The organism is Frankia sp. CcI49, from assembly GCF_001983215.1.
Classification (GTDB): domain Bacteria; phylum Actinomycetota; class Actinomycetes; order Frankiales; family Frankiaceae; genus Parafrankia; species Parafrankia irregularis.
Genome location: NZ_MOWP01000009.1, coordinates 99,905 through 116,174 on the forward strand (window position 1 = coordinate 99,905; position 16,270 = coordinate 116,174).

At 69.8% G+C, this 16,270-nt stretch carries 15 protein-coding genes; 5 read left to right on the forward strand and 10 right to left on the reverse strand.

The genetic code is table 11. The annotated features are described in order from the left end of the window. Window positions 1-15: 15 nt before the first annotated feature. From CcI49_RS09270 to CcI49_RS09305, 8 genes are read right to left on the reverse strand one after another with little or no spacing between them, the layout of a single operon-like run. Entirely contained in the window at window positions 16-570 is a 555-nt protein-coding gene (locus CcI49_RS09270; protein ID WP_083749396.1) for a MaoC/PaaZ C-terminal domain-containing protein, read from the reverse strand. Then, window positions 560-1,426 carry an SDR family oxidoreductase gene (locus CcI49_RS09275; RefSeq protein ID WP_076825702.1) on the reverse strand — a complete coding sequence of 289 codons (867 nt, stop codon included), beginning with the start codon at window positions 1,424-1,426 and terminating at the stop codon, window positions 560-562. The genes CcI49_RS09270 and CcI49_RS09275 overlap by 11 nt, the downstream gene beginning before the upstream one ends. Before the next feature lie 44 nt (window positions 1,427-1,470). Then, complete coding sequence (locus tag CcI49_RS09280; protein WP_076825703.1) at window positions 1,471-2,577, reverse strand: sugar nucleotide-binding protein; 1,107 nt, start codon at window positions 2,575-2,577, stop codon at window positions 1,471-1,473. Between the two features lie 52 nt (window positions 2,578-2,629). Then, complete coding sequence (locus tag CcI49_RS09285) at window positions 2,630-3,448, reverse strand: mycofactocin-coupled SDR family oxidoreductase (RefSeq protein ID WP_076825705.1); 819 nt, start codon at window positions 3,446-3,448, stop codon at window positions 2,630-2,632. A gap of 35 nt (window positions 3,449-3,483) precedes the next feature. After that, window positions 3,484-4,668: a cytochrome P450 gene (locus tag CcI49_RS09290; RefSeq protein WP_076825940.1), complete on the reverse strand. Its 1,185-nt coding sequence runs from the start codon at window positions 4,666-4,668 to the stop codon at window positions 3,484-3,486. Window positions 4,669-4,718: 50 nt separating this feature from the next. Continuing rightward, window positions 4,719-5,936, reverse strand: coding sequence for a CoA transferase (locus CcI49_RS09295; protein ID WP_076825706.1), 1,218 nt, complete (start codon window positions 5,934-5,936; stop codon window positions 4,719-4,721). Between the two features lie 31 nt (window positions 5,937-5,967). Continuing rightward, window positions 5,968-6,864 carry an LLM class F420-dependent oxidoreductase gene (locus tag CcI49_RS09300; protein ID WP_076825709.1) on the reverse strand — a complete coding sequence of 299 codons (897 nt, stop codon included), beginning with the start codon at window positions 6,862-6,864 and terminating at the stop codon, window positions 5,968-5,970. A gap of 49 nt (window positions 6,865-6,913) precedes the next feature. Further along, complete coding sequence (locus tag CcI49_RS09305; protein ID WP_076825711.1) at window positions 6,914-8,113, reverse strand: cytochrome P450; 1,200 nt, start codon at window positions 8,111-8,113, stop codon at window positions 6,914-6,916. A 256-nt stretch (window positions 8,114-8,369) separates the two neighbouring features. On the opposite strand from CcI49_RS09305, the gene CcI49_RS09310 reads away from it, so the two are divergent. The 4 genes from CcI49_RS09310 (at window position 8,370) to CcI49_RS09325 (ending at window position 13,064) form a co-directional block, all read left to right on the forward strand. Then, window positions 8,370-9,056: a GntR family transcriptional regulator gene (locus CcI49_RS09310; RefSeq protein WP_054570981.1), complete on the forward strand. Its 687-nt coding sequence runs from the start codon at window positions 8,370-8,372 to the stop codon at window positions 9,054-9,056. Between the two features lie 175 nt (window positions 9,057-9,231). Continuing rightward, entirely contained in the window at window positions 9,232-10,467 is a 1,236-nt protein-coding gene (locus CcI49_RS09315) for a cytochrome P450 (RefSeq protein WP_076825713.1), read from the forward strand. Beyond that, window positions 10,460-11,449 carry an aldo/keto reductase gene (locus tag CcI49_RS09320; RefSeq protein ID WP_054570755.1) on the forward strand — a complete coding sequence of 330 codons (990 nt, stop codon included), beginning with the start codon at window positions 10,460-10,462 and terminating at the stop codon, window positions 11,447-11,449. Before CcI49_RS09315 ends, CcI49_RS09320 begins: the two co-directional genes overlap by 8 nt. Window positions 11,450-11,849: 400 nt before the next feature. Beyond that, entirely contained in the window at window positions 11,850-13,064 is a 1,215-nt protein-coding gene (locus CcI49_RS09325) for a wax ester/triacylglycerol synthase domain-containing protein (protein WP_235498404.1), read from the forward strand. 141 nt (window positions 13,065-13,205) lie between these two features. Here the strand turns inward: CcI49_RS09325 and CcI49_RS09330 are convergent, their stop codons facing one another. Continuing rightward, the gene (locus CcI49_RS09330; RefSeq protein ID WP_054570757.1) at window positions 13,206-13,925 is read right to left on the reverse strand and encodes an alpha/beta hydrolase; all 720 of its coding nucleotides are present in this window, start codon (window positions 13,923-13,925) and stop codon (window positions 13,206-13,208) included. A 237-nt stretch (window positions 13,926-14,162) separates the two neighbouring features. On the opposite strand from CcI49_RS09330, the gene CcI49_RS09335 reads away from it, so the two are divergent. Then, on the forward strand, window positions 14,163-14,792 hold the full coding sequence (locus CcI49_RS09335) for a TetR/AcrR family transcriptional regulator (protein ID WP_054570758.1): 630 nt from the start codon (window positions 14,163-14,165) through the stop codon (window positions 14,790-14,792). Between the two features lie 22 nt (window positions 14,793-14,814). Here CcI49_RS09335 and CcI49_RS09340 read toward each other — a convergent pair whose 3' ends face one another. Beyond that, window positions 14,815-16,167 (reverse strand): glycoside hydrolase family 43 protein, encoded by a 1,353-nt coding sequence (locus CcI49_RS09340; protein ID WP_241839973.1) that lies wholly within the window; start codon window positions 16,165-16,167, stop codon window positions 14,815-14,817. Window positions 16,168-16,270 lie beyond the last annotated feature (103 nt).

The following is a 16,270-nucleotide window of genomic DNA, read 5'->3' on the forward strand; positions in this document are numbered from 1 at the left end:
GCGTGGGCCGCGGGGTCAGTGGATGTAGCGGATGTTCTGCTCGGACACGCACACCGGCCTGGGCCCGACGGAGGTGAAGGTGTGCCGCAGCCGGGCCTGGACGGCACCGCCCAGCTCCTCGACGGCGAGGATCTCGACGCGCAGGCCCAGCGGGTCCGAGACGAACATCGGTGCGGGGAACCGCACTCGGTCGAAGCCGTAGAACACCGCGTCGGACGCGCGGACGGCCAGCGCCCGCCGTTCGAGCTCGGCCCCGAGGGAGAGGGTGAGCAGGCCCTGCACCGTTGCCCGGCCGAGCGGGCTCGCCCGGGCCCGTTCCTGGTCGACGTGCATCCAGTGGTCGGCGCCGGTCATCGTCGCGAACCCGCGGACCAGGTCCGGACCGACCACCAGCACCGGCTCGGCGACGAAGATCGCCCCGACATGCCGGGCCAGCTCACGACTGTCGATGGATGTCGCTGTGCCGGATGCCGGTGTGCCGGATGTCGGTGTGCCGGATGTCGGCGCACCGGCCACCGCGACCGGCTCCGTGCCGGGTGCTGTCGCCACCGGCTCCGGGTCAGACGTCATGGACGGGTCGCCGGGTCGGGCGCCGGCCGGTGGTGCCTTCGGTGAAACCGACGTACTGCCTGGTCCGGCCGCGGGGATCGGACGTCCCGGTCATCCGTGGGCCCCAGGCGACCATCCCGCCGTCGGCCAGCACGTGGGTTCCGGTGAGGAAGACGCTGTCCGGGCCGGCGAGGAAGGCGACGACACCAGCGATGTCCTCCGGGCGGCCCAGATCCGGCCACGGCTGGAAGGTCGCCAGCTGGGCCTCGATCGCGGCGGCGTCCCGGCCCATCACCAGCGGGGTGTTGACCAGGCCCGGGCATACCGCGTTGATCCGGATGCGGTGGGCGGCGAGCTCGACGGCGGCGTTGGCGGTGAAGTTGATGACCGCGGCCTTGGCCGCCGAGTACGCGGTCAGGCCGCCGCCGCCACCGACTCCTGCGACGGAGGCGTTGTTCACGATCACCCCACCGTCACCCTGCGCGATCATCGCCCGGGCGGCGTGCTTCGTCCCGAGGAACACCCCGCGGCCGATCACGGCGAAGGTCCGGTCCCAGTCGGCCGCCTCGGTCTCGACCAGCGGCCCGAACGCGCCGCCGATGCCGGCGTTGTTGAACATGACGTCGATCCGGCCGAACCCCTCGACGGCGTCGCCGACGAGCGCGGCCACGCCGGACTCCTCGGTGACGTCGGTGGGCACGAACCGCAGGCGGGCCGGGTCCGCGACCTCGTCCAGCAGCGCCTGCGCGTTCGCCTCGTTGAGATCGCCGAAGACCACCTGGTCGCCTTCGGCGAGGAAGCGCAGCACGGTCGCCCGGCCGATCCCACTGGCCCCGCCGGTCACGACGGCGACCCGGGCGGTTCGCTGGTCAGACATGCCAGGCCCCAACAGCGAAATGAATGTTCACCCTGATCTCCTGCTCAGCGGCCACGATGGTCCGTCTTTCCGGGTTCCTTCGGGTGGGGCATGCTGTGAATCGGTGGGGCGGCACGCTGTTCGACCGCGGCGGCCAGCCGCCGCACCGCGGTGCGGTACTCGGCGAGCAGCGCGTCCTCCGCCCGGTAGTCGAACCGGTCGGTGAACGAGGGGCTCGCGGCCGGGTCGAAATCGGGGTGCTCGGCGTACCAGCCGACGAGCTCGGCGAGTGCTTCGACCGGGTCGACGACCGGGAGGTAGCCCAGCTCCCGGCGGGCCTTCTCCGTGCTCACGACGACATGGGTCGCGGTCGTGCCGGCGAGCGGAAGCAGCGTGGTGGTGGCCTCGACGGCGATCTCCCGGGGCAGCCCGACCAGCTCCAGGTCGGCTCCCATCAGCCGGGCGATCGTCGCGGCCCAGTCGTGCAGCGACCAGCTCGTCGCCTCGCCCGCGTTGTAGACCTGGCCGGCGGCCACGGCCGGGGCGTTCAACACGGCCAGGACGAACGCGGCCGCGTTGGCGGCGGCGCAGCGGCTCTGGAGCTGGCCGCCGCCATCGGGAAGGATCATGAAGGGGCGGCCGTCGCGCACCCGCCGCACCACCGACCACTCGGCCGGTCGGGCGTTGGTCGGGCCGAACAGCGTCGGGAAGCGCAGGATCGTCGCCTCCGGGTGGGCGGCGCGGACAGCCGCCTCGGCCTGGGCGAGCCGGTGGGAGAACGCCAGCGCGGCCGCGGCGGAGCCGTCCCGGACCACCGGATGATCCTCGGTCACCGGGACGGGCAGTGCCAGCTGGCTCGGGTGTGGGAAGAAGCCCTGGTAGACGGGTACCCCGCCGACGGCGACGAACTGGCCGCACCGCCCGGCCAGCGCGGGCGCGAGGTGCTTGAGCCGCCCGTACATGGCCACCACGGCGTCGAAGACCCGCCCGTCGAGGGCGTCGTCGATCGACTCGCGGAAGTGCGGGTCGCCGTGGATGTGCTCGACGTCGGCCAGCTCGGGCGGCTCGTGGGCGCCCCGGTGGAAGATCGTGACCTCGTCGCCGCGGCCGAGCAGACCGCGCACGACGTGCGGTCCGGTCGGCCCGGTTCCGCCCACAACCAGCAACCGCACTGCTTGTCCGTCCTCTCCTGCCGGTCCGCCCGTGCCTCTTCGGGTGCTGCTGCTACCGCCGGTTGAGCTGGCCCGCGTCGACCGGGATGACCGTCCCGGTGATGTAACGGGCGTCGTCCGACACCAGCCAGACGATGGTGTTCGAGACGTCGACCGGGTCCACCGCCCAGACCGGCAGCGCGTTCTCCAGCGCGCGGGCGAGCGCGGGCGGGGCGTGGCCGACGACGGCCTCGCGGTCGCCGTCGGCGGCCATGGGGGTCTTCACCGTCGTCGGGGCGACGCTGGTCACCCGGATGTTGAACTCGGCCAGGTAGTTGGCCCACGAGCGCATCAGGCCGATGACGCCGTGCTTGGCGGCGGTGTAGCCCAGGAAGCCCACATCGGGAATGCCGACGCCGACGAGCCCACCGGTGGAGCTGGTCAGGACGATCGCCCCACCCTGGCCGTTCTCGATCATCGACGGGATCGCCACCCGACCGGTGTTCCACACACCGGTGAGGTTGACGGCGACGACGTCGTCCCACTGCTGCTGCGCGGCGATCTGCCCGCCCGGACCGATACCGGCGTTCGCCAGCACGATGGTGACCGGGCCCAGCTCGGCGGTGCCTTCGTCGAACGCCTTCTGCAGCGCGTCGAAATCGCGGACGTCGGCCTGACGGGCGACGATCCGCCGCCCGAGGTTCTCCACGGCCTTCACGGTCTGGGCCAGGTCGTCCGGGGTGGCCATGGGGTAGGGCACCGAATCGAGCTGGGCGCAGATGTCAATCGCGATGATGTCAGCGCCCTCCTCCGCTAACCGGATCGCGTGGCTGCGGCCCTGCCCACGCGCCGCGCCGGTGATGAACGCGACCTTGCCGTCGAGCTTTCCCACAACGTCTCCTCAGAAAAAAGTGCGGTGATGCCTGGTCAGACGACGACGGGCAGGTTGTTGTAGCCGCGCACCGTGCTGGTGTGCAGCCGCATGGCCCGGTCGGTGTCGACCTCCCAGGTCGGGAACAGCCGCAGCGTCTCCTCGATCGCGACGCGCCCCTCCAGCCGGGCGAGGGAGGCTCCGAGGCAGAAGTGGATCCCGTGGCCGAGGGTGACGTGGCTGTCGAACCGCCGGTGGATGTCGTAGCGGTCCGGGTCGGGGTACTTTCGCTCGTCGCGCCCGGCGGACCCGGTGAGCAGCAGGACCTTCGAGCCGGCGGGGAGCGTCGTGTCGTGGAGCGTGACCTCGTCGAGCAGCATCCGCCCCTGGACGGGGGAGGGCGGCTCGTAGCGCAGGGACTCCTCGACCGCGCCCGGCACCAGCGACGGGTCGGCCACCAGCTCCGCGCGCTGGTCGGGGTGTTCGGCCAGCAGCCGGCACATCCAGCCGAGCAGCCGGACGACCGTCTCGGTACCGGCGCTGACCAGCTCGTTGGTGACCGCCCCGGCCTCGGCGGTGGTCAGGCGGCGCGGCCCGTTCTCCGTCGGGACCTCCGCCTCGACGAGCGCGGTCATCATGTCGTCGCGCGGGGCTGTGCGCCGGGCGTCGATCTGCTCGCAGAAGTACTCGCGCAGCCTGGCCGTGGCCTGCCGGGAGATGTCGTTGGCCATCCCGCCGCCCTCCACGATGTGGAAGGTCTCGTCGATCGTCTTCCGGACCTCCTCGCGGTCCTCCTCGGGAACCCCGATCAGCTCGGAGATCACCCTGGAGGGAACCTGGGCGGCGAAGTCCTGGATGTAGTCGAACCCGCCCGAGCCGACCAGGGGCTCGAGCAGATCGGTGCAGATCTTCCGGACGTTCCCCTCGAGCGCGGCGACCCGGCGCGGGGTGAAGGCCCGGGACACCAGGCCGCGCAGCGTGTCGTGGTCCGGCGGGTCCTTGAAAATCATGAAGTTGGACTGCAGCGGTTCCGGCCCCATGATTTCCAGGAGGGTGCCGTAGGCCGAGCTGTAGAGCTTCGGGCTGCGATGGGCACGCTCGACGTCCGCATGCCGGGAAAGAGCGTAGAAGCCGAACTTCTCGTTGTGGTAGAGGGGTTCTTCGTCACGTAACCGGCGCCAGACCGGGTACGGGTCGACATCGATGTCCTTGTCGAAAGGGTCCCAGTACGGATCGACCACGGCTGACCTTCCTGCCTTCCTGTTCCGGTTCTCGAAAACGTGGGCCGGTGTCACGCGACGACGCCGCGCACCTTCAGGTCGAGGATTTCTTCGATGTCGAGACCGAGGCCGGCGAGGATCTCGTCTCCGTGCTCGTTGAACTCGGGCGCCCGGCCGGGCGGGGCGGGATGCTCGTCGAACTGCACCGGCGAGGCGACCAGCGAGAACGGGAAACCATCCGCGGTCTCACACGGCTGCAGATAGCCGTTGGCGACGGACTGCGGGTCGTTCGCGGCTTCCAGGGTGTCCTGCACCACGGCCCACTGCCCGATGAAGTCCGCCAGCGCCGCACGCCATTCGTCCACGGTGCGCTGCGCGAACAGCTCCCGCAGGGCCTCGGTGGCCTCCGCGCTGTGCGCCATCAGCGATTCGAAGTCGGCGAAGCGGGGGTCGGTGGCCAGGTCGGGGCGTCCGACGCACTCGCAGAACGGCAGCCAGTAGCGGCCGGCCTGAAGGCAGGTGAGAGCAAGCCACCGGCCGTCCTTCGTCAGATAGTTACCGACCAGCGGGTTGCGCCGCGGGGCGTCGCTCGGCGGCGGTGCCCAGCCCTGGCCGAGCGTGACCGACAGCCCGATCGCCTGCCCCATCGCCCACATGGCGGACGACATGAGCGAGACATCCACCACCGTCGCCTCGCCGGTGCGCTCGCGGTGGAACAACGCCATCGCCGTGCCGCCCGCGATGGTCATCGCGCCGATCGAGTCACCGAAGCCCGGACCCGGCGGAAACGGCACGTGGCCGTACTCGGGCTGCATGATGCCCAGCGCCACACCGGCGCGGGCCCAGAAGGCGAGGCCGTCGTAGGAGCCCTTGTCGGCGTCGGGGCCGCGTTCACCCTGCCCGGTGCCCCGCACGTAGATGATGTCCGGGTTGTGGGCGCGGATGTCCTCCAGGTCGATTTTCAGCTTTTTCCGGACCCGGGGCAGCTTGTTGGTGATGAAGACGTCCGAGGTCGCCGCGAGCTTGTAGAGGATCTCGATTCCCTCGGGTGAGGCGATGTCGAGCCCGAGGCTTCGCTTCCCGCGGTTGGAGTGCTCGAGCAGGACGTGCACGTTCTCCGGAACGATCGCCGTCCCGGTCGTCGCCAGCCCGCGCATGGCGTCGCCGCGCTCGACGTGCTCGATCTTGATGACCTCCGCGCCGAGATCGGAGAGGATTGCCGAGGCGGCGGGCACGAAGGTCTGTTCGGCGACCTCCAGCACGCGCACACCTTTCATGACGGCAGCCATGTCATTCCTTCCTGAAGGAAACCGAAGGCTCTCAGGACACGTACGTCTCGCCGAAGCCTCTGATGAAGTCGAGGGTGGCGGCAGGTTCCCGGGTGAAACAGGTGATCATGAGATCGGTGACACCGACGCGCTCCAGCTCGGCGATGGCCTCGCGATGGCGGTCGGCGTCCAGAGCCGGGTCCTTGATCTCGTGGTACGAGTAAAGGAAGGTCAGCGGCTCGGTGCGGTCATTTGCCGCGGCCTGCTCGAGCACCCCGCCGATCATCTCGCCCAGTTCCGCGGTCGAGCCGATCGCGACGGTACGGGCGGTCGTCGAGAGCGACGGTGGACCGGACATCGGCATCCAGCCCTGCGCCCGCTCGGCGACGCGCCGTCGGCTCAGTCGCGAGTTCCCGCCGATCCAGATCGGGATCGGATTCTGCACGGGCCGGGGCAGGGCGATGACGTTGCGGGCGTCGAAATGCCGCCCGGTGTAGCTGAAGGCCTCTCCGCTCCAGTGCAGCGGAAGTGTGTCGAGGACCTCGTCGAAAAGGGCGTTGCGCTCCTCCATGTCCACGCCGAGGGCGAAGAACTCCGACTTCTGGTAGCCCGCACCGAGCCCGAGGACAAACCGCCCGCCGGAGAGCTTGTCGAGGGTGGCCGCCGCCTTGGCGAGGATGAACGGGTTGCGGTAGGGCGCCACGGTGAGGTGGGTGAGCAGGCGCAGTCGTTCGGTGGCTGCCGCCGCGAACGCGAGGCCGACGAACGGATCGAAGCTCTGATGACCGCCGGAGGTCAGCCACCTGGCACCGGGAATGGGATGATCGGTGAGGGCGAAGCCCTCGAAACCCGCTCGTTCGGCCTCGGCCGCGATATCACCCAGCGATCCCGGGTCGAGAATGTCGCCTTCGAGCCCGGAGGTCTCCGGGTAGTGGAAGAAGAACTTCATCGTCACCTCGTCGAGAGTCTCGACATCTTCCTTTTCCGTTGTGGGCCGCTCAGCCGATGGTCAGCGGCAGCGTCTCCCAGCCGCGAACGGTCGAGGTCTGCGCGAGCTTCGCGTCGGCCCAGTCGACGTCCCAGTCGGGGAAGCGGGTGAGCATCTCCTCGAGCGCCACCCGGCCCTCGAGTCGGGCCAGTGCCGCGCCGAGGCAGTAGTGGGCACCGAAACCGAAGGAGACCTGCTGGCTGATCCGGCGGCGGATGTCGAAGCGGTCCGGGTCGGGGTAGCGCCGGTCGTCCCGGTTCGCCGAGGCGACGAGGAAGATGAGGGCGCTGCCGGCGGGAACCGTCGTGTCGTGGAGAACGACATCCTCGGTGACGTAGCGCGCCATGAACGGGGCCGGCGGCTCCATCCGCAGGATTTCCTCGATCGCGTCGGGAATCAGCGACGGGTCGGCTGCCAATTCGCGGCGCGCCTCCGGCTGCCGGGCTAGCAGCGACCCGATCCAGCCGATGAGCCGGCCGGTCGTCTCGTTGCCGGCGCTCGCGACCACCGTGACGTAACCCAGCACCTCGTCACGCGTCAGCGTGCGGGTCGCACCGTTCTCGTCGGTGAACTCGGTGGTGAGCAGGTCGGTCATGAGGTCGTTCGACGGGTGATCCCGGCGCCAGTCGACGTACTCACCGAAGACCTCGCCGGACAGGATGGCACCCTCGGAGAGGTCCATCTGCCCGCCGTCCTCGGTCCGCAGCCTGTCGTCGAACTGGTCGCGCAGCGCCGCCTGGTCGCTTTCGGGAATACCCAACAGCATGCCRATCACCCGCATCGGCATCTCGGCCCCGACCTCTTTGATCAGGTCGAACCGCTTCTCGCCGACCAGCGGGTCCAACACGAGCCGGCAGTAGTCGCGCACCTTGCCCTCGATCGAGGCGATGCGGCGAGGGGTGAACACCCGCACGAGCAGGCGGCGGTGGATGTCGTGGATGGGCGGGTCCTCGAAGATCAGGGTCCCCGGGGGAATCTCCAGACCGGATTTGATCAGCTCGAGAATGCCGCCGCGGGCGGAGCTGAACCTCCGCCAGTCCGGCAGGCCCTGCTCGCAGTCGGCGAACCGGCTGACCGCGTAGAAGTCGTGTTTCTCGTTGTAGTAAAGCGGAGCTTCTTCTCGTAACCGCCGGTAGATCGGGTACGGATCCACCGCGAACGCCGGGTCGTACGGATCCCAGTAGACCGGGTCATCGCCTGTCGTCGTCATGTCCCATCCGCGTCCTCGTAGCCCTTCGGTGCGCACTCGGTGAACAGATCGTGGCGTTCGGTCACGCGGGCGTCGGTGTCCGCCACGCGCAGACCGGCCAGTCCAGTCGCGTCAGGGCCTCCTTCGCTCAGTCGGATCACGGCCATGCCGGCGAGGCACTGAGCGTAGGCTCACTTACCGGTGCCCTGCAATCTCCAATCGCCAATTTTTGATTTTTTATTGACGATCGGAGGCCGTGCCGACCACCATGGGTGGCGTGGTGACTGAGGCTGCGTTCAGGCGCACCAAGACCAGTGCTGTGGTCGTGGAGTACCTGCAGAAGGAGATCTTCGCCGGCAACCTGCGCTACGGCGACCGCGTCGACGTCGAGCGGATCGGCGCGACCATCGGGGTGAGCCCCACCCCGGTCCGCGAAGCCCTCGTGCTCCTCGAACGCGACGGTCTGATCGCGACCCGTGTTCACCGGGTGGCGTTCGTTCAGCACTTCGACGCCCGCACGCTCCGCGCGGACTTCCACGTCCTCGGTCTGCTCAGTGGGGTCTCGGCGGCGCGGGTCGCCAAGGACCGGGACCCCGAGGTGCTCGCCCAGCTGCGGGACCTCCTGCGGGCGCTGGCCGACAGTGACGCGACCGGCGCCCAGCTGCTGGACCTCGCCGAGGAGATCGTGCTCGTCCAGCACCGCGCGGGATCCACGCCGCGCCTGCTCGCGGAGCTGAAGGGGGTCGGTGGCTTCCTGGCGTGGGCGGTGCGCCAGAGCGACCGGCGCACCCGAGAGGAGATCGTCGAGGCTCAGCGGCTGGTGATCGACGCGATCGCCGCGGGCGACCCTTCGGAGGCTTCCCGGGCCCGGTTGCAGGACACCCGCGCCGCGGGCGAGGACGTGATCCGCGAGCTGATCCGGCGCGGTGTGCTGCGCGAGGACGGCACCAACGCCGCCAGCTGACAGCGGAGCGCCGCCACCGCAATCCTGGTTTCACCAGTGAGCGTTCACTATGTTGACGGAATCCGGGTGGGCGCCCAGCGCATGCTGAGGGGCCTGCGCCAGGTCTCTGGCCGAACCGCTGGACGGCCCGACCCGTCTGGGCGGCCCGCCGGCCCGCAAGAGCGCGAGGTGCGAGATGGAGTCTGCAGCGACCGGCCCGGGCCGGATTGACGACGAGTGGGTCGAGAAACATTTCGACCATCTGTCGCCCGAACTCGGCCGAGACTTACACGCGACGCTGGCCCGGGCACGTTCCCGGTGCCCGGTAGCACACAGCGACCAGCACGGAGGATTCTGGGTCGCCACCCGGAAGGAGGACATCCTCCGTATTGCCCAGGACTGGAAGACCTTCAGCTCCGAAGACGGAATCACCGTACCGGTCCCACCCGGGCCACCGATGAAGATCCTGCCGGTGACGGTTGACCCACCGTTGCAGCGGGAGTTCCGTCAGCTGACGAATCCGTATTTCCGGCCGGCGGTTGTCAGTGAATGGGAGGCGCCGACCCGTGACCTGGTGAACCGTCTCATCGACGGATTCATCGAGGACGGCTCCTGCGATTTCATGGAGGCGTTCGCGCGGCCGTTCCCGGGGCTCGCCTTCTTCGACCTGGCGCTGCACGCCCCCGCCGAGGACCTCGACGAGGTCAACGGGTACGCCATCATGGCGTCGCAGCTGCACCGCCCGGAGGCGATGGACTGCCTGATGAAGCTGGCCGGCTGGATCGGTCAGTTCATCGAGCGGCGGCACCGCGACGGCCCACGGGGAGACGTCGTCGACGCCGTGCTGGCTGCCGAGATCGAAGGCCGCCCGATCACCGACGAGGAGGCGGTCGGAACCATTCACCTGCTGGTTCTCGGCGGTCTCGAGACGACGGCCGGTGTGCTGGGGATGGCGATGCTGCGCCTGTGCGAGCATCCGGAGATCCTGGCGGCGCTGCGGGAGCGACCGGAACTCATCCCGAACGCCGTCGAGGAGTTCCTGCGGCTTGACGGCTCGTTCGCCTGCATCGCGCGCACGGCTCGGCAGGACACCGAGGTCGGCGGCCAACTGATCAAAGCCGGTGAACAGGTACTCATGTACTGGGTCTCCGCGAACCGCGACGAGGCCGAGTTCGAGAATCCCGACGTGTTCGACCTCGACCGGGCCAGGAACTCCCATATCGCCTTCGGTGCCGGTCCGCACCGCTGTGCCGGCTCCAACCTCGCCCGGATGAACCTGCGTATCGCTCTCGACGAGATCGTCCGGCGACTACACGACATCAGGCTCCAACCGGGCGTGGACGTCGGCTTCATGTCGACGTTCAACCGGGCGCCGATATCCGTCCCGATCCTTTTCACACCCGGCGAGAGGCTGGCCGCGGCAAATGACTGACGTCATCCCCACCAGAAGGCTCGGCAGCCTGGAAGTCGGTGCGCAGGGGCTCGGGTGCATGTCGCTCAGCCCCGCCTACGGCGCGGTGGGCGACCCCGCCGAACTGTTCGCGACCATCCACCGGGCGCTGGACCTCGGTGTCACGCTCCTGGACACGGCCGACATCTACGGTGAGAGCGAGACGCTCGTCGGGCAGGCCATCGCCGGCCGTCGCGACCAGGCGGTGGTGGCGACCAAGTTCGGCATCGTCCTCACCGGCGAGGGCGGGGGCATGGGCGCCCGCGGCGACGCCGCCTACGTGCGACAGTGCTGCGAGCGATCACTGCGCCGGCTCGGTGTCGACCACATCGACCTGTACTACCAGCACCGGGTCGACCCCGACGTTCCCGTCGAGGAGACCTGGGGAGCGATGGCTGAGCTGGTCGCCGAGGGCAAGGTCCGCCATCTTGGTATCAGCGAGGCGTCCGCGGCGACGATCCGCCGCGCGCACGCGGTGCACCCGGTCAGCGCGCTGCAGAGCGAATGGTCGTTGTGGACGCGCCGGATAGAGGACGAGATCGTGCCGACCTGCCGGGAGCTGGGTATCGGCATCGTGCCCTATTCCCCGCTGGGCAAGGGAATGCTCACCGGCAGCATCACCGACCGGGCGGATCTGGACGAAACCGATTCGCGCCGGCGGTCTCCCTGGTTCACGGACGACAACCTGCCGCACAACCTGAGGATCGTGGCCGCGCTGCGGACGCTGGCCGAGGAGCGGGGGGTGACGGTGGGGCAGCTGGCGCTGGCCTGGCTGCAGAACCAGGGCCCCGACGTCGTCCCGATTCCGGGCACCAAACGGATCCAGCGTCTGGAGGAGAACGCCGCGGCTGTGTACGTCGAGCTTTCCAGCGCCGATGTCGAAAGAATCGAGGCCGTCGTTCCCGCCGCGGCCGTGGCCGGCGCCAGCGTGACACGGGAGTACCTGCGCACCACCGACAGGTGAGTGATCAGGCCAGACCCCAGGGCAGGCCGCTGACCGCGGCGTCGGTGCGCGAATCGCGCTCCGTCGTATCTCCGACCTGCCCCACAACACCTCCGGGTACATGCGGCCTGGCCCTAAGGCTAAACGACCGGCAGGGACCCAAATGGCCCGGACCCTCTTTCGGGGGCCCCAGAAATAGGGTATTTCCAAACAAAAATAGCGTCTGCCGCGCCTGCGGGAAAAAGTGGTTCTCGTGCGGACACGAAGTCCGGGCTTCGGGCGTCACGGGAGACATCGAATGGCAAAGAATTCTGCGGCCACCGCCGCGCCTGCCCAGCAAACCAGGCCACTCAACGCCGCCGACCGTGCCTTCCTGAGCTTCACCCGGCTCAATGCCGGGGAGCGGTACGAGTTCGGCGCCGTGCTGTCCGTGGCGGATCCAGCTCTGGGCCTTGTCGAGCTGCGCGCGCACGTGGCGGAGCGGCTGCGCGACGCGCCGGCGCTCCTCGAGCGTCTCTCCCGGATGACGGCGCCCCCGGGCAGGGACGACACGGTCTGGCGGCTCGACGACGAGCTGGACCTCGAATACCACGTCAGGGCCGAAAAGCTGCCCGTGGGCAGCGGCGACGGCGGCATTCGGGCCGCGCTCGGCCGGGTCGCCGCCGAGCCCCTTGACCTGAAGCGCCCCCAGTGGCGCCTGCACCTCCTGCATGGACACAGCGCCGACGAAGTCGCCATCGTCTACTGGCTGAACCACATCCATCAGGACGCCCGCGCCATGTACCAGGCGCTGCACCTGCTTTTCGGCGCCGATCACGAACCGGCGATGCCTGATCTGCCGACGTTCCGCACCCCCCGCGCACGGGACTACACCCGCGCCGCCGCAGAAATCACGCGAGTACTCCCCCGGACGCGCCAGCTGCGCTCCTGGGGCGGACCGCCGCGGGGCGAGGCGCGCCACGTCTGGGCCGTCACCGAAATCGAGACACTCAGGCGGATCGCTCGCAGGCATTCGGTGACCGTCAACGACGTCTACCTCGCGGCGCTCGCCGGATCGCTACGCGCGTGGTCATTACCGGAATGGCTGGACGGCCGCCGCCCGCTGCACGCCATGATGCCGATCAGCGTCCGCGTGCCCGGCGAAAGCCGGCTGATGTCCAACTTCGCCATAGCTGTGCGGGTCGCACTGCCCTGCCATGAACCCGACCCGGTACGGCGGCTCGCCCGGATTGCCGAGGAAACTCGGCGCATAAAGGCGGGAGGAAGCGTCGCCGCGTTCTATCGGCAGCTTCTCGACAAGGCTCCCGCCGGGCTGCCGTCGCGGGTGCTCGCCGGCGTCATCGCCGCCAGCGGGCAGCGGAGTTGGGTAGCGTTGCTGGCAAGCAATGCGGGCACGCTTTCCGGCCCGCTCGCCGTCGCGGGCCGGAATGTCGTCAAACTGATTGCCGTGCCGCCGCTGTTCGTCGGCCGGCACCATCTCGCGGTCCTTCTGTGCGGCCTCGGCAGCCAGGCCTGTGTCGGCTTCTCGGTGAGCGCGAGCGTGCCTTGCTACGCCGAACTCCCCGACCTCTGGCACGCCGAGCTCACCGCTCTCGGTGGAACCGCGCCCAGGAGACGAGCCACGGCCGCGGCCTGACCCGGTCTCGCCATCAGAGCGTTCAGCATCGACCTCCGACCCGGTTATTGCTCAGGGAGGATGTCGGCGGCGTTGATGGTGAGACATTCCGGTGGCCACGTATGCGAGACGGCACCACTCAGGAGTGCGCCTGGCGGAGGATCAGGAGGTGGCCACGTCGATGAGAGCGTCGGTGACGGCCCGCGGCTCGGTGATCATGAGGTCGTGCCCGGTGTCGATGTCCCAGAGTCGGCCGGCCGCGCGGGCCTTCGCCGTCAGCTCCGGGTCCCTGGTCGCCAGGGTGGAGGTGCAGACGATGTGGTACTGCGGGATCGCCCACAGGGCGTCCTCGTTGGTGAGGGTCAGCGGCTGCTCGAAGCACCGCCAGGGGTGCGGGGCCAGCCGGTCGGCCATCCAGGCGATGTCGTCCGGGTCGGTCACCCCGTAGAAGGCGCCGGCCTCGGGGAACGGGATGAGTACGAGCTCGACACCGTCCACGACCTTCCCCAGCGGGCGGGTGGCGGCGATCATCGGCCCGGCGACGTCGAGCAGCGACTGGCCGTTGACCGGGTTCGCCGCGTCGAGGTAGACGAGGCGCCCGATCCGGTCCGCGGCGCGGTCGGCGACGCCGGTGATGACCATGCCGCCGTAGCTGTGCCCGACCAGGATCACGTCACGCAGGTTCTCGTGGTGCAGCATCGTGACAACGTCGTGGATGTGCAGGTCGAGGTCGACGTGCGGGCCGACGAGGTGCGCCCGCTCGCCTAAGCCGGTCAGCGTCGGCGTGTACACCTCGTGCCCGGCTGCCCGCAGCAGCCGCGCCACCGGCTGGTAGCACCAGCCACCGTGGCCGCCGCCGTGTACCAGGACGTATGTAGCCATTGATGCCGTCTCCTCCGCATTGATGGTGCTGGCGAGATCGCAGGTGCCGGTCGAGCTGGTGCCTGACCGAACCGCCAGAAACCTGGACCAACCACCCGAGTAACGTGGTTACTAGAGTAACCATGTTACTCTGAGGGCGTCAACCGAGATCGTCGCCGCTGGCGCGGCGGCGGCTGGGCGCAGGGGGCGTGCTGGCGGGGAGACGCACGCTGGGAGCACATCGAGGGGGCCGGCGCGGTGGCGGAGTCACGGTCGGCCGACGCGATCATCGACGTCGTCGTCGGGCTGCTGGAGTCCGAGGGCTACGACGCGGTCCAGCTACGTCTGGTGGCCCGTGAGGCCCGCGTCTCGCTTGCCACGATCTACAAGCTCTTCGGCACCCGTGACGAACTGATCGTCGCCGCCGTCGAACGGTGGATGGCGCGGAACAGCTGCGCGCCGGTGCCCGCCCCGCCACCCGGCGAGAGCCTCTACGACGGCCTGATGCGGGTGTTCCGGCACGTCTTCGAACCATGGGAGCACAGCCCGCGCCTGCTCGAGGCCTACCACAAGGCCCGTGCCACGCCGCCCGGTGATCGGCTCGAGCAACAGACCATGACCATCATCGAGCCCGCCGGCCGCGCCGTGCTCGCGGCCGGCGAGCCCGGCTACGTCAGCGACATCGGCCTCCTGCTGACCAACGTCGCCTACGCCGTCGTCGCCCGGTTCGCCGCCGGGGAGCTCGACATCACCGCCATCCTCCCGACCCTCGAACGCGCCGCGTACCGGCTCACCGCGAACAACGAACCCGCCGCCAGAGCGGCCGGCGCGCCTTCGGCCACGACCCGCCGGGCGAAGCGGCAGCCGCAGCACCGCGAGGGCGCCTGATTCCGCATTGCTTGCCGCGGCGCTAAGGAGCAGTGGTGACCCGGCCGAGGCGGACGGCGGAGCGGTCGGCCGGCGTCAACGCTCCGGCGTCGGGCAGCGGCACGACGACCAGCTGCCGGTCGGCATGCGGATTCTCCGCCGGCTCCCGCCGGTTCCAGGTGTGGAACGCCAGCCACCAGGTTTCCTCGCCAGTGGCCCTGTCGATCGAACGGAACGGTTCCGCGCCGCCCGGGCCGACGCCCGCGGTGCCCGTACGCAGCAGCGGTTCGGGACGCACCGTGCACGGACCGAGCGGGCCGGCGCAGGTCGCGCTCCCCGTCGCGTAGTCGGGGCTGTGCCAGTCCCCGGCGGAGAACAGCAGGTCGAAGCTTGCGCCCCGGACCAGCATCGCCGGGCCTTCGACGAGGCCGTGCTGCCAGTCGAGCGTCGGCCTGAGCAGGGCGGTCGGCTCGCCGAGCAGCGTGCGGCCGTCGGCGGCGAGGCGCTGCGCCCAGATGGTCGGTGTGGTGCCGGGCAGKATGCCTTCGCTCTTCCACGTCAGGTACCGCTCGGCCCCGACGGCGTACGGGCTGGGGTCGATGCTCCCGCCCTCGGCTTCCTGGCAGATCGCAGGGCCGGTCGAGACGTCGATGAACGGTCCGGTCGGACTCGTCGCGTGCGCGGTGGAGACGCACTGGTGGCCGGTCGCGGCGACCCTTGTCACGTAGTACATGACGTATCCGCCGTCGACCTCGGCGACGGAGGGAGCCCAGGTGGTGAAGCCGGTGTCCTGCGCCCAGCCGGGCAGGTGCGGCAGGGCGTCGCCGGCGCGCACCCAGCTGCGCAGGCTCGGATCGGTGCTGGTGAGGACGGGCACGTGCGCGCCGTCGGCGTTGGTTCCGTAGGCGTAGGTGACGCCGTCGAGCGTCAGCAGGTACGGATCCGCGAGGTTGGAGCCTCGGACGACCACGGCGGACCGCGGCTGCGCGGGATCCCCGGGGGTGGGCGATCCGGCTGGCGGCTCCACCTCGGTCGACCCTGACGACGAACCGCTCGGGCCCTGGCCGTCGTCGGTGGGAGCAGCACCGGCCTGGGGCGAGCCGGCCTGGGGCGAGGAGGCGGCGGCGAAAACGCCCCGCACGCCGCTGCCCGTGATCGCCAGCGCGGCGACGACCACCATCAGCACGACCAGGCTCCCGATGATCGCGGTCGCCCGGCGGGCACGCCACCACGGGCGCCGCGCCACCGAGGCGCCGGCTGAAACCGCGGTTTCAGCCGGCGCCTCGGTGGCGGAACCAAAGGAGAAGCTGTCGGTGGCGGCAGGGTCGAGACAGGGATCAGGCCTGGCCGAGACCGGCACGGTGGCAACCTCCAGGACGGAGCGCGGTTCGGGCACTCGTCACCCTGGACGTCTCACATGTGGGTCTGATGTGAAGAACGTTCGAGGCCGGTCAGGTCTGCTCCGGCAACCGGCGTGCGGCCATCGTTCCCTGCTGACG

Excerpts from the sequence above, each read along its gene's own strand:
- CcI49_RS09300 (WP_076825709.1), bottom strand. The coding sequence starts at position 6,864 with ATGAAGTTCTTCTTCCACTACCCGGAGACCTCCGGGCTCGAAGGCGAC.
- CcI49_RS09275 (WP_076825702.1), bottom strand. The coding sequence starts at position 1,426 with ATGTCTGACCAGCGAACCGCCCGGGTCGCCGTCGTGACCGGCGGGGCC.
- CcI49_RS09270 (WP_083749396.1), bottom strand. The coding sequence starts at position 570 with ATGACGTCTGACCCGGAGCCGGTGGCGACAGCACCCGGCACGGAGCCG.
- CcI49_RS09330 (WP_054570757.1), bottom strand. The coding sequence starts at position 13,925 with ATGGCTACATACGTCCTGGTACACGGCGGCGGCCACGGTGGCTGGTGC.
- CcI49_RS09315 (WP_076825713.1), top strand. The coding sequence starts at position 9,232 with ATGGAGTCTGCAGCGACCGGCCCGGGCCGGATTGACGACGAGTGGGTC.
- CcI49_RS09295 (WP_076825706.1), bottom strand. The coding sequence starts at position 5,936 with ATGGCTGCCGTCATGAAAGGTGTGCGCGTGCTGGAGGTCGCCGAACAG.
- CcI49_RS09320 (WP_054570755.1), top strand. The coding sequence starts at position 10,460 with ATGACTGACGTCATCCCCACCAGAAGGCTCGGCAGCCTGGAAGTCGGT.